A 12,642-nucleotide genomic window follows, 5' to 3' on the forward strand; every position below is an offset into this window, starting at 1 on the left:
ATTACCTGTATGAGCCGGGCAGCTTTGTGCCGGTGGCCCAGGCCCTGCGCAGGGGGCCGGTGCGGCTGCACAAGCAGCCGGACTGGAGCCAGCGCAGTTACGACTTCGACCAGGACCCGTTGTGGCACACGCACATGCCGCCGCAGGCGTTTGACGCGCTTGCGTGGTACCAGTGCGATCACCTGGGCATGCCAATGGAGCTGACCGACCACCATGGGGCGGTGGCGTGGGCGGGGCAGTACAAGGCGTGGGGGGAGGTGCGTGAGGAGCGGTCGGGCTGGGCAAGGCAGGTAGGGCTGAGTAACCCGCTACGGTTTCAGGGCCAGTATCACGACCGGGAGACTGGGCTGCATTACAACCGGTACCGGTACTATGATCCGGGGGTTGGGCGGTTTGTTGGGCAGGATCCGATTAGTTATTCGGGTGGGTTGAACCTGTACCAATACGCACTAAATCCGACGGATTGCGTTGATCCATTGGGTTTGGCGGGGCGAAAAGTAGCTAAACCTCGTATTGATCCTGGCAATCGAAAAGAAGGCTGGCAACATATTGATGAGCGGCATGTGAGTGGCACCCATCCAGGGGGCCATGGTGACCTGTTTCCTGAGGGGACAACGCAAGAACAAATTCAGACGGCATGTGAGTGTCTTGTGAAAAAGGGTAATAGAGTTTCTGATCCTAGTAGCAGAATGCAAATCTATGAGAAGCGCATAAAAATAAATGGTCGCACCGACCGGGTTCGAGGTGTATTCGACTCTCATGATGGAAATAGGACAATTACGGTTTTCCCTGTTAGAGGAGGCTAATAGTTATGGAGTTCTACATTTCGAGATCCGAAGAGGGCGGTGAGCCAGAAGGATTTGACTTGGGGGATATGAGGCTTTCCTCTGGCGATCAAGGTATAGACTCCAAGGATGATTCAAGACTTCGGATGATGATATATTTGTCAATTACCTCCTTAATTGATGGCTTGGTGAAATTGAAAAGCACAAAATCTTTTGAATTTATCGGAGTTGATTCATCTTTTGCGTTATTATTTAAGATTAAAGGAGAAAGGCTTTCTATTTTTTATCAGGGTCGTTTTTTTGCAGAAGCTAGTTATCGTGTTTTTTTAGGGATTATTGATCGTGAAGTCGATAGGTTCCTTGCTGAAGAAGGAATTTCTATTGTCGATTCGGTTTTTGATGATATGGAGGCTTCTAGGAAAAAAATCAAATCTTCAATCAATACTAAATAGAGCGTGTGGAAGTTTCCATTGGGAGTTGGCATTTTCTAAAAGAAATGCAGCCGCCAGGTGAGCAATCCTCAATGAATATGGCGATGTAATGAAGGAGAAGCACAAAGGGCCGAAAGGATAAATCATGACAACTACATCACGCAAAGCAATACAATTTCTCATGATGTTATTGGGTTTTTTCTCCGCCAGTAAACATTGCAATACGAGACATGGCATTGCAATGAAGACGTCGGGAGAGAGGTGCTAATCAAGTTGTAGCGCAACGAGCATCCAATAGTTAGTCGGGCGGTTGCAGTAAACGAAAAAACACCGCGTGCAACGTTGAGATAGTTATGCCCTGATGTTGATCATGGAGTTAGTCAAGTTGCGGAGTGATGGCCAGTAAACGACACACTTTGGGGATGGTACGTGGAAGCAGTACCGTGTGTCGGGAAAAGACCACGGAAATATCCTAGGCCGAATATTAAATAAGCAAAAAATAGTCCACGCCAGATGGTAGGGTTCTTATCCATCAGAGGCGTGTATTAGCACCTCTCCCACATGAGGCTCCAAAAGGTGAATGAGTCAAGCCATTTCAAATCATATGATTATAAATCATTTGCTTTAGCGAATAATGATCATGTTGTGACGGGCGTTGATTATTTGTGTTCAATTTATAAGTCGCACGAGCTTGCAGGCGATTTTATTCTTTGGTTCGCTAGACTTATATGGCCGGCGTTAAAAATGCTAGATGGCAAGGTTTTTGTTGTTGAGTTGTTTGATGCCGAGCTATACCAACAGCATTTAGATGTGAAAAGCACGCCTGGTAAAACTCAGTTCTGGGTGAACCTGCTAGAGATAACGGGCGTATTCGACAAGCTTTCGTTTGATCAGGCCATGGAGGTTGCTGTAATAGTATCTGAAAGCTGGAACTCTAAGATTTTGAAAGAATTTGGTGCGGAGCATGCCTTGGCACGATATATATTGGATGAAGATACGGGGGAGATATTCGTTACCATAGGGCTTTCATCCGAAGAAAATAACGAGCCTCAAGTAGATTTCAGTCTAAAACCGCACTAGGCAGGCAGGGATGATCCTGCTCGCCCGTTATGTGTAATGAGGGCAAGTTACTTACTTGCGAGTGATGATGAAGATACCACCTCTAGGTGTAGTTGGTAAAGTTGTCAGCGGTCACGATGCGGGGTTGTATGTTAAGGTGATTTTTGATTTGGGTGATACGGGCGGTTATTATGTATTAACCTCAAATAAATATGATTTCAGCGTGGGGTTTGATGACTGGATTGAGTCGAAAGAGAGTTTGATAAAGTACTTTGCAGAGTCGGGTTGGGTTGTTGATTGGTTGGGCTAAGGCGTTTATTGGGGGGCGATTAGACTCGGTTAAAAGTGCATGCATATAGCATCTGGTGTTTTGAGTGCGCTGCAATACAGCATTTTTGAGGATTTGCAAAATTTGTTGTCCGGCTGGAGCTACATCCTCACCGGCCTGATAAGAAGTAGGTAAAGTTATGTGTGAGAGTGAAGAAGTAAATTTGAGGTCAGAGTTGTCTGCTGCATTGATTTCAGAGGGGCTGAGTCCTAACGAAATCGAAGATAAAGAAAGAGTTACTTCTTTGATTGAAAAGAGATTTATCTCAGGAACCCCTAGGGCTTGGTGGTTATCACTGGTCAGTAAGCCGGAAGTGTATAGCTTTGCGGACAATTCTGGCTATCAACACTTGCTTGAAATATTTCCCGCAGATAATGATAAAGTTTGGTTTGTAGTGGATGATGATAACAAGGAAAAATTTGTATTTTTTATTCCATTGAATAAAGTTTAGGATATTATTGAAATTTGTCGTTTTTTTGAGTATTACGTGGTCGATGAAAATATTTCTTGTATGTTGGCTGGCAATGATCATGGTGAGATCTTGGTTTGTAGAGGGGGGAGTTTATAGTTGAGGTGTATTTATATTTAGTGGTTGAGCTTAGGATATTTCGGCCTATTTAATGAGGTCGTAACGAGAAAAATACTCAAAGCGACACATTCTGGATATTAGCTATTACGGCGGCCTGAACCTCTATAGTTACGTCGTTAGCCCAGTCGGATGGATTGATCCTTTAGGCTTGGCCGCACACAGGGGACGTATTCAAGCACAAGGAAAAAACCTTGAAGAGTCGGTGAGTTGGAACCAAGAAAATCCACTCACAGCAGAGGGCGCAAAGTTGAAAATCAGAGAATTGAAAGACAAGCTAAGCAAAGAGGGATCTCAAAGTTAGGGAGGACACATTCAAACGAGCCGAAAAATTTATAGACAAAGCATGCCCATGCGGCGTTCAGGGAGACAGCAAAAAAACATTTCTGGTTAAAGGCACTGCAAGCGAGATAGTCGAAACTACCTTGCTGGATAGAAAATCCGACAACTCACAAAGTTTTTGTATTTTTGGCAGCACAGATATTCTTCGTAGAATCCATGAGAAGATGTCTGAGTGGTTAAAAAGACAGAAATAGGGCTAGTCGGGTGGAGTATGTCGAGGGTGAAATTTCAATGGGGGCCGTAGCTGAATAACCAGTAGGGATGAAGTGAACTAGAACAGGAAATGAATCATTCGCGCTCGCTAATAATGATTATGCCGTGACGGGTTTTGTGTTAAATCTACAAGGCGCATGAGTTTTCAGGTGAATTTTATGTTTGCCTCGATAGGCAGGATATTCTAGTTGCCGAGCTTAATTCTGAAAGCAGGGGGAAAAATTACGCATGTCTGTGCGCTAGAGGAAGTACGCTAGGACGGAAGGAAGAAGGCGCTAAGCCGCTAGTTTTTGATCACCCAGACGGGCACCCTCATATGGTAGGCGAAGGATTTCCTGCTCATCACGACGGGCCGCATGTGCACGCGAAAAACAAGAAAGGCGAAGTCATAGTATTTACTTATCCGGGGTAGCTGGGATGTTCGAAGTTTTGATTTGCAGGTCGGAATTTAAGTATCTAAAAAAATACGCCAATGAGCGTATATCTTCACTACCGGCAAATGGTAATGATGAGCTTTCTGCTGTAATGGCGCGTGATCCGAATGGTAAGCTGGGGTTCGATGTGAATCAGATAGCTGAAAGTATTTTAGATGAATTGTTAGGAGAGTGTTACTGCTTACGCGGCTCAGGCAGTGTTGATCATCCAGGAGTATTCCCCAAGGGAGGCATGCCGAATTTTTTCTTCAAAGATAAAGGTGGCGCATTTAGCAGTTTAGTTGCCTCGCATGAGCGTTATGTGCTAGCCATGAAAAAATACAGCATTCTTTCCCGCTATAGGCACACTGAAAAGCCAGAGCCTTCTGAGTTGTCGCGCTTCCTGCAAGATGACAGCCGGATTGAAGAACCATTGTATGAAAGTCTGCTATCTTCTTGCGCATATTTTGGGATTTCTCAACGTGCGCAAGAGCATGGCTGGGGGGCATTTTATTTGATCTCCCAAGACATGGATGGTTTCTTGACTAAGTTAGAAAGCTTAGTAGGCGATGAAGGGCGCCTAGTGTTCATCGAAAATATGCGAGAAATGCCCTGTTGGTAGGGTGGCCAGTGTTGTGATGACCCGCGTCTTGACCCCATGGGACGGCTGGCGCGCATACCGCCAGTCAGGGTGACCAGTCGCAGAACGAGCGCTTTGCCTATGCCGACAATGGCAAGCTGAACCAGGCGCTCAATGCGGCGAGCACGCTGCAGTGGTTCCATGACGAGGTGGGCAATCCACCGCGCATTACTGGAACGTGGAAGCAGTACCGTGGGTCGGGAAAAATCACGGAAATATTGCTAGGCCGAACATAAAAGAAGCAACGGAAATACTAGGCCAGACGGTCGTGTATTCATAGATAAATGGCGCGTGCGCCATCCAGTACCTGACGAATATCCCAAAGGTGAATAACTTGGATAGTATTAAATCATTTGACTTCTCTTCTTTTGTGAATGCCAATAAGGATCACGCTGTAACAGGCATTGATTATGTAAGGGCAATTTATGTGAATCACGAGCTGGCATCGGACTTTATTGTTTGCTTTGCAAGATTTTTATGGCCAAGTTTCAATATTTTGAATGATAAGGTTTTTGTTGCTGAGCTGTTCGATCCTGAGATGTTTGAGCGTCACTTGAGTTTGAGCAAAAGTCTAGATGAGACTCAGTTCTGGATGAACCTGCTAGAGATAACGGGGGTTTTTGATGAGCTTCCCACGGAGCAAGCCATGGAAGTTGCCCTAATAATTTCTGAAAGTTGGAACTCTAAAATATTTAAAGAATTTGGTGCGGAGTATGCAGTGGCGCGACGTATATATGATGAAGAGTATGGAGAGGTCTTCGTTACTATCGGCTCTCGATCCTGATTGTTAAGTAGATATTGCCTGTCTTTGGATGGCTTTACTTGCAGTATATGTCATGAGAGCAGAACTCTATATTACTTGCATTCTTTGGGGCACTCGAGACGCGTCCTTGAGGGCGCGACCAGTGTCGATGATTCCCAGCAACTGCTCCTGTAGATTTGCATCTGCAGCTTAGACCAGGACCCGTTGTGGTAAACGCACATGCAGCCGCAGGCGTTTGATGCGATTGCGTGGTACCAGTGCGACCACCTGGGCCCGACGAAGGAACTGACTGACAACAAGGGTGAGGTGGCGTGGGCGGTGCAGTACAAGGCGTGGGGTGAGGTGCATGAAGAGCGCTCGGCTTGGGCGAGGAAGGTAGGGCTGGGTAATGCGCCACGGTTTCAGGGGCAGTATCACAACCGTGAGACCAGGCTGCATTACAACCGGTATCGGTACTATGATCCGGGGGAGGGCGATTTAGTGGACAGGGCTCGATTAGTTGTTCGCGTGGATTGAATATGCAATGCCGCGCCCCGGTGTTTTACATTAAAAATACGTATGCTGAGATTCAAATAGATGAAGTTACATGGGTTGTACGCAAAGATAATAAAAAAAGAAGCCTACAATGATCTGCGTTGCCTGGCAGGCGCGTTCGACGATTTAGAAGAATACCCCATCATTTCACGGGGCAGCAGATTAAAAAAATTACAAAGGAAACTTGAGAAAAAAGACATCTCGGATTTTCTGTTGGGGCTTGCTGTTTTCGTATTGAATACCGTACGTGCACTCGCCCGCAGCAATCAAAGGCAGTTAGAGCTGACTGCCATCACCTTCACACGCTTCGATGCCAGCGGTGGCTCCACGTTGGTGCCCCAACTCTTCATATACCCAAGTACTGCAGCCGGCGCACTTCGCCAAACGCTTATCAAGAATCAACCTGAAACGGACTCAATGGAAATGACCAAGGTCAAGCAGCTGTTCACGACCTGCGGCTTCGTTGAGAGCTTCGTTTTTCTAGAGAGCAGGTTCTTTGACCACGCCTGCAACGAGGAACTTGTACGTATTTATGCCATCCCTCGACAGACGATGTAGCGCGTGCCTGAGGGGTAGGGGTTCGATGCGCTTGCCGGCACTCCGCTGACACCTTGCCATCGAGCGCAAAGCCGCTAGAAGCCCCGTTTCTGGGTTGGTCAATTCGCTATATATTTTTGTGTACAGCGTTGTAACGTCCTGTGAACAACGCTAGCATTCCTGCCGTTTGGCCCTGCGCCATCCCGCTTTCCCCCCTAAAGCAACCACCGGCTGATCACCTCCTGGGGAGGTCGTGACCAGAAAAACCGTCGGTCGCTATATAAAATAATACACAACGTCGCCCGGGCGCCGCCTACGTCAAGGCCGACACAGGAGCAGCAATGAAGCCGCTAACACCGCACGCCCTGATGGTTGCCGTCGCAGCCCTGGGCGCTGAATCCGCCCTCGCGGAGCAGAAAAACACCTTCACCCTCGGCGAAATCCAGATCTCCGCGCCCCAGGACGAAACCCTGTCCACCGGCGGCTCGGTCATCGACCTGAAGGACATCCGCCTGCACGACCGCGAAACCGTCGCCAGCGCGCTCACCCTGGCCCCCGGCGTCAACCTGGGCTATATCGGCGGTCGCGCCGAGCAGGTGGTGTTCGTGCGCGGCTTCGATCGCCTGCAGGTGCCGGTGTATATCGACGGCATCCCCACCTACGTGCCCTACGACGGCAACATCGACCTGGGCCGCTTCACCACCTACGACCTGTCGCGCATTCAGGTGGACAAGGGCTTTGCCTCGCTGCTGTACGGCCCCAACACCCTGGGCGGGGCGATCAACCTGGTTACCCGGCGCCCGGTGCAGGAATTCGAAGGCGAAGTGGGCGGGGGGCTTGAGCTGACCGATCACGGCAACGTGAACGCCTACCGCACCTACGCCAACGTGGGTTCCAACCAGGGCGCGTGGTGGATGCAGGGCGGGGTGTCGTATGTGGATTACGACTACACCCTGCTGCCCGACGACTTCAAACCCACCAACAACCAGCAAGGCACCGGCCGGCGCGAGAACAGCGACCACCGCGACACCAAGTTCAGCTTCAAGCTGGGCTTCACCCCCAACGAAACCGATGAATACGTGCTCGGCTACGTTCAGCAGGAGGGCAGCAAGGGCCAGCCCACCTATGCCGGCAAGCTGCCGCCGACCGGCCAGCGCGCACGCTGGTGGGAGTGGCCGCGCTCGGACAACACCAGTGTGTTCATCGCCACCAAAACCGGCTTTGGCGAGCACTTTCTGAAAACCCGCGTGTACCACGACACCTTCAAGAACTCGCTGGAAAGCTTCGCCTACCGCAACGGCGTGGTGGGTAACCTGCAGAAGGGCTTCCCGAGCAAGTACGACGACGAGAGCACCGGCTTCTCGGTGGAAGGCGACCTGGCCCTGACCGAGAACAACCGCCTGGGCATCGCCTACCACTTCAAGGACGACGTGCACCGCTCCCGCGATGGCGACAGCCCGCAAACCCACTTTCGCGACCAGACCCAGTCGATTGCCCTGGAAGACACCCTGCGCCTGAACGAGATTTTCAGCGTCGTGGGCGGTGTTTCCTACAACTACCGCAAGAGCCTGGATGCCGAAAACTACGGCACCACCGCCAGCTCGCCCAAGCAGGCCGTGCTGTACGACGAACCCACCGGCAGCAACGACGCGGTCAACGCGCAGCTCGGCCTGTTCGCCAACACCAACCCGCTGCTGGGCACCGATGACAACGGCCAACTGCGCCTCACCGTGGCGCGCAAAAGCCGCTTTGCGACCATCAAGGACCGCTACTCGACCCGCTTCGGTACGGTCATCCCCAGCCCGGACCTGAAGTCCGAACGCGCCACGCACTACGAGCTCGGCTACAGCGGCCAGGTTGCCCCGCAATGGCAGCTGGACGCGGCGCTGTTCGTGGCCAATATCGAAGACTCCATCCAGAAGGTCACCGTGCCCGCGCAGGACAACTGCGCCGCGCCCTGCGGCCAGTTCCAGAACATCGCCAAGGCGCGCAACCAGGGGGTGGAGCTGGGCCTCAACGGCGACCTGGGCGAGTGGGAGCTGGCAGCCAACTACACCTTCCTCGACCGCGAGAACCGCAGCGACCGCGACCTGCACCCCACCGACACCCCGCGCCACAGCCTGTTCGGCTCGGCCTCGTGGAACCTCGACGCCTGGAAGCACACCGCCAGCGTGGAGGCGGCCTCGCGTCGCTACAACACCTCCGACGCCACCCAGATGGCACCGGGCTACGCGGTGTACAACCTCAAGACCGGCTACCGCTTCAGCAACGACGTGCTGATCGAGGGCGGCGTGCGCAACCTGTTCGACCGCCTGTACGAGTACAGCGAGGGCTACCCGGAAATGGGCCGTCAATATTTCGTGCAATTCAATGTGCCGCTGTAACCGCTGGCTGGCGGGCCTGCTGCTGGCGTTCAGCGGCCTGCTGAGCGCGGCCCCGCAAAGCGTGGTGGTGATGACCAGCTACCCCGAGGAGGTGATGACGCGGGTGGAGGATGGCTTTGCCCAGGCCCACCCGGAGTATCGCCTGCAGGTCCTCTGGCGCCAGGGCTTCGATGCCTTGCCCTACCTGCTGCAAGCCAGACAGGGCGGGGTGGATGTGTACTGGGCGCCGTCGCCGGGCAACTTCACCCGGCTGGCGAAGGCGGGCAGTTGGCAGCCGCTGGGTATCAGCCTGGAGGGCCTGCCGGCGCAGATCGGCGGCCTGGCGTTGCGTGATCAAAAAAACCTGTACCAGGCGACCGAGCTGGCAGGTTACGGCTTTGCCATCAACACCGCGTCGCTGGCCGAGCTGGGCGTGCCCACGCCCAAGGACTGGCCCGACCTGCTCGACGCTCGCTTGCGCGGGCGGGTGGCGCTGCCCGACCCGGGCCGGGTCGGGTTTGCCCCGGTGCTGCTGGATATCGTGCTGCGCGCCTATGGCTGGGAGCGCGGCTGGGCGCTGTGGAGCGAACTGGCCGGGCAGGCGCGGCTGGTCACGCGCGGCGGTACGCTGGTGAGTGACGAGGTCACCAGCGGGCGGGCAGCGGTTGGCTTGTCGATCGACTTCTTCGTCGCTTCGGCCAAGGCCAACGGCGAGCCGGTGGACTTCGTGTACCCGGCCCACGGTGGGCTCAACCCGGCATTCATCGCCATTACCGCAAGCACCCAGGCGCCGGCCGGTGCCCGGGCGTTCGCACGGTACGTGTTGTCCGACGCCGGGCAGGCGCTGCTGGCCGATGCCGACATTCGCAAGCTGCCGGTGCGCCCGAGCGTGTATGCGCAGCTGCCCGCGCAGTACCACGACCCGTTCGTTGCCGCAGGGCACGGCGCCTATGACTACGGCAACGGCAGCTCGCGCGAACGCCTGGCGCTGATCAGTTCGCTGTTCACCCAATGGCTGGGCCTGCCCCACGAGGCGCTGAACGAACTCTGGACGCGGCTGCACGCGGCCGAAGCGGCGGGGCATGACGTAGCCGCCATACGTCAGTTGTTGACCGCGCCGCCACTGACTGCCGGGCAAGCCGAGGCCAAGCCGTTGCTGGGCCTGTTCGCGGCACGTCAGGACAAGGGCATGGCCCACGAGCCGGCAACCGACCAGGATGCACTGGGCCGCACCGAGATCACCTGGCAATTCCAGGCCGCGCTGCAGCGGGCAGAGGCGGCGCGGTTGCTGGAGGGGCTGGGTCAGTGACCGTTGTGCGCATCGCCGGGCTGTCGATCGGTTTGCTGGTGAGCGCGCTCGCCAGCGCCGATGTCACCCACACCGCAGTCAACCGTGAGGCCTACGCCCAGCCCTTCGCCGGGCTGGACGAAGGCCAGTTGGAGCGCTTCTTTCGCGGGCGCAGCCTGTTCCGGCAGGCGTGGGTGGTCGCACCGTCTCGCGATGAAGCGGTGGATGGGCTCGGGCCGTTGTACAACCGGGTGTCGTGCATCGCCTGCCACCCCAAGAACGGTCGTGGCCAGGCGCCGCAGCAGGGGGAGGCGATGCGCAGCCTGTTGCTGCGCCTGTCCGTGCCGGGCCGCGATGCCCACGGCGGGCCGAAGCCTCATCCTGTGTATGGCGACCAGCTCAACGACCAAGGTGTGCCCGGCGTGCCGGGGGAGGGGCGGGCCCATGTGTACTGGCAGGAACACGCGGTGCCGCTGGGCGATGGCGAAACCGTGATGCTGCGCATGCCGCGTGTAGAACTGCGGGAGCTGGCCTATGGGCCACTGGACGGGGTGTTGACCTCGGCGCGGGTGGGCTCGCCGGTATTCGGCCTCGGTTTGCTGGAGGCCATCGAGGCCAGCACGCTGCAGGCCATGGCGGCTGAAGCCAAGCCCGACGGCGTGACCGGGCGCGTCAATCAGGTGTGGAGTGTGGAGCGACAGCGTGCCGAGGCGGGCCGCTTTGGCCTCAAGGCCAACCAGCCCGACCTGCGCCAACAGATCGCCCACGCCATGCTGGGCGACCTGGGCATCACCTCCTCGCTGGCTCCTGAGCAGAACTGCACCCCTGCCCAACAGGCCTGCGCGCAGGCGCCCCACGGCGGCGAGCCGGAGCTGGACGCGATGCAGCTTGGTGACCTGCATTTCTACCTCGCCCACCTGGCCGTGCCTGCGCGCCGGCAGCAGGCCGAGCCTGCGGTTGTGCAGGGTGAAAAACTGTTTGCCGCGATTGGCTGCACGGCCTGTCACCGGCCCGAACTGGTCACGGGCACACACCCGCTGTACCCGGCGCTGAGCCAGCAACGGATCGCGCCGTACACCGATTTGTTGTTGCACGACATGGGCGAGGGGTTGGCCGATGGCCGTGAGGACTTTCTCGCCAACGGCCGCGAGTGGCGCACCCCTGCGCTGTGGGGGCTTGGGTTGGGTGAGCGGATCAACCCCGGCAGTGGCTACCTGCACGACGGCCGAGCGCGCACGCTGGAGGAAGCCATCGTGTGGCATGGCGGTGAAGCGCAAGTGGCCCGGCAGCGCTATGTAACGCTGGGGGCGAAGGAACGGGCGGCGATTCGGGCGTTTCTTGAATCGTTGTAGGGGCCTGTGCCTGCGCAACGAAAGCGATCCTTGAAATCTGCGGGCTGCCCCTTTATGGTCTCGCGAAATAGGGAGAGTTCTGACTGATGGCACGGATAGGTTTGATACTGACACCCGGTTTTGCGGACTGGGAATATGCCTTTATTGCCGGGACCGCATCCCCGTTTTATGGAATAGACACCCGATTTTTCACCCCAGTTGCCGGGCAGCTAAGCTCGCAGGGCGGGCTGGCTGCAAGGGTCGACAGCACGCTGCAGGACTGCCTTGATTGGAAGCCGGACGTTGTAGTCGTTATTGGCGGCACGGCCTGGGAAGGCGAACAGGCACCGGATATTTCGGGCTTTCTTCGGGCAAGTCGTGCAAGTGGGGCGACCATTGCCGGTATCTGCGGGGGAACACTGGCGCTTGCGAGGGCCGGGCTTCTGAACACGGTTGCGCATACCTCGAACAGCGCGGGCTTCCTGCAACAGAACGCCGCAGGGTATGAAGGGCAAGCACACTATAGAAACAGCCCGGTAGCGGTGATTGCAGACCGCATCATTACTGCCCCAGGCCCTGCGCCCGTCAGCTTCACCTGCGCCGTGTTCGAAGGCGCCGGGCTGTCTGCAGAGGCTGTCACTCAGTTCAGGGCAATGCTGGCAGCGGAACACGGTTGACCCGCAGCGTAATTCAGCATGAGAAGGCTAGGGCATGAAGCCCTAGCCAACAGCAGCAGTCACTTTTTCTTTTTCGCAGGTTTATCTGCCTTGTCCGACTTCTTGGCCTTCTCGGGCTTGCTGTCCGATTTTTTTGCAGATTTCTTGGGTTCGGCATCTTTTTTCTTGTCTTTCTTTTCTTTCTTTTCAGAGGCTTTGGAAAGAGCCGATGCCGCAGCTGATTTCTTTGCCGATGATGACTTCTTGTCTTTCAAATCCTTGCTGGCTTTTGAAGACCCGTCTTTGCTTTTCTTCTCGTCCTTAGCCACGTTGACCACCTCTGATAGCGCTTGCCGGTATTGGCACGTTGCCT

14 protein-coding genes are annotated in these 12,642 nt (G+C 55.0%); 13 read left to right on the top strand and 1 reads right to left on the bottom strand.

Features of this window, described 5'->3' with window-relative positions:
* From MF6396_RS29015 to MF6396_RS11100, 13 genes are all read left to right on the top strand, one after another.
* A partial coding sequence (locus tag MF6396_RS29015) for an RHS repeat domain-containing protein (protein WP_238596431.1) occupies positions 1-806 on the top strand: 806 nt, incomplete at its 5' end.
* Positions 807-811: 5 nt separating this feature from the next.
* A complete protein-coding gene (locus tag MF6396_RS28430) occupies positions 812-1,237 on the top strand; it encodes a hypothetical protein (RefSeq protein WP_153046076.1) in 426 nt (141 codons plus the stop codon).
* Between the two features lie 555 nt (positions 1,238-1,792).
* A complete protein-coding gene (locus MF6396_RS11055) occupies positions 1,793-2,296 on the top strand; it encodes a hypothetical protein (protein WP_202971261.1) in 504 nt (167 codons plus the stop codon).
* A gap of 67 nt (positions 2,297-2,363) precedes the next feature.
* Positions 2,364-2,585: a hypothetical protein gene (locus MF6396_RS11060; protein WP_196932413.1), complete on the top strand. Its 222-nt coding sequence runs from the start codon at positions 2,364-2,366 to the stop codon at positions 2,583-2,585.
* Between the two features lie 157 nt (positions 2,586-2,742).
* Positions 2,743-3,054 carry a hypothetical protein gene (locus MF6396_RS28435; RefSeq protein ID WP_153046077.1) on the top strand — a complete coding sequence of 104 codons (312 nt, stop codon included), beginning with the start codon at positions 2,743-2,745 and terminating at the stop codon, positions 3,052-3,054.
* Positions 3,055-4,161: 1,107 nt separating this feature from the next.
* The gene (locus MF6396_RS28440) at positions 4,162-4,779 is read left to right on the top strand and encodes a hypothetical protein (RefSeq protein WP_153046078.1); all 618 of its coding nucleotides are present in this window, start codon (positions 4,162-4,164) and stop codon (positions 4,777-4,779) included.
* Positions 4,780-5,131: 352 nt separating this feature from the next.
* Positions 5,132-5,581, top strand: a complete 450-nt coding sequence (locus tag MF6396_RS11070; protein ID WP_078480297.1) for a hypothetical protein — start codon at positions 5,132-5,134, stop codon at positions 5,579-5,581.
* A 198-nt stretch (positions 5,582-5,779) separates the two neighbouring features.
* Entirely contained in the window at positions 5,780-6,076 is a 297-nt protein-coding gene (locus MF6396_RS11075; RefSeq protein ID WP_196932416.1) for an RHS repeat domain-containing protein, read from the top strand.
* 60 nt (positions 6,077-6,136) lie between these two features.
* Positions 6,137-6,652: a hypothetical protein gene (locus MF6396_RS11080; protein ID WP_153046079.1), complete on the top strand. Its 516-nt coding sequence runs from the start codon at positions 6,137-6,139 to the stop codon at positions 6,650-6,652.
* A gap of 320 nt (positions 6,653-6,972) precedes the next feature.
* Positions 6,973-9,015: a TonB-dependent receptor plug domain-containing protein gene (locus MF6396_RS11085; protein ID WP_078480299.1), complete on the top strand. Its 2,043-nt coding sequence runs from the start codon at positions 6,973-6,975 to the stop codon at positions 9,013-9,015.
* Positions 9,002-10,303 carry an ABC transporter substrate-binding protein gene (locus MF6396_RS11090; protein ID WP_078480300.1) on the top strand — a complete coding sequence of 434 codons (1,302 nt, stop codon included), beginning with the start codon at positions 9,002-9,004 and terminating at the stop codon, positions 10,301-10,303. Before MF6396_RS11085 ends, MF6396_RS11090 begins: the two co-directional genes overlap by 14 nt.
* The gene (locus MF6396_RS11095) at positions 10,300-11,634 is read left to right on the top strand and encodes a di-heme oxidoreductase family protein (RefSeq protein WP_202971262.1); all 1,335 of its coding nucleotides are present in this window, start codon (positions 10,300-10,302) and stop codon (positions 11,632-11,634) included. The genes MF6396_RS11090 and MF6396_RS11095 overlap by 4 nt, the downstream gene beginning before the upstream one ends.
* An 86-nt stretch (positions 11,635-11,720) precedes the next feature.
* Positions 11,721-12,290, top strand: coding sequence for a DJ-1/PfpI family protein (locus MF6396_RS11100; protein ID WP_078480301.1), 570 nt, complete (start codon positions 11,721-11,723; stop codon positions 12,288-12,290).
* Positions 12,291-12,349: 59 nt separating this feature from the next.
* Here the strand turns inward: MF6396_RS11100 and MF6396_RS11105 are convergent, their stop codons facing one another.
* A complete protein-coding gene (locus tag MF6396_RS11105) occupies positions 12,350-12,598 on the bottom strand; it encodes a hypothetical protein (RefSeq protein ID WP_231390615.1) in 249 nt (82 codons plus the stop codon).
* Positions 12,599-12,642: the final 44 nt, after the last annotated feature.

It is taken from the genome of Pseudomonas sp. MF6396 (assembly GCF_002018915.1).
Lineage (GTDB): Bacteria > Pseudomonadota > Gammaproteobacteria > Pseudomonadales > Pseudomonadaceae > Aquipseudomonas > Aquipseudomonas palmensis.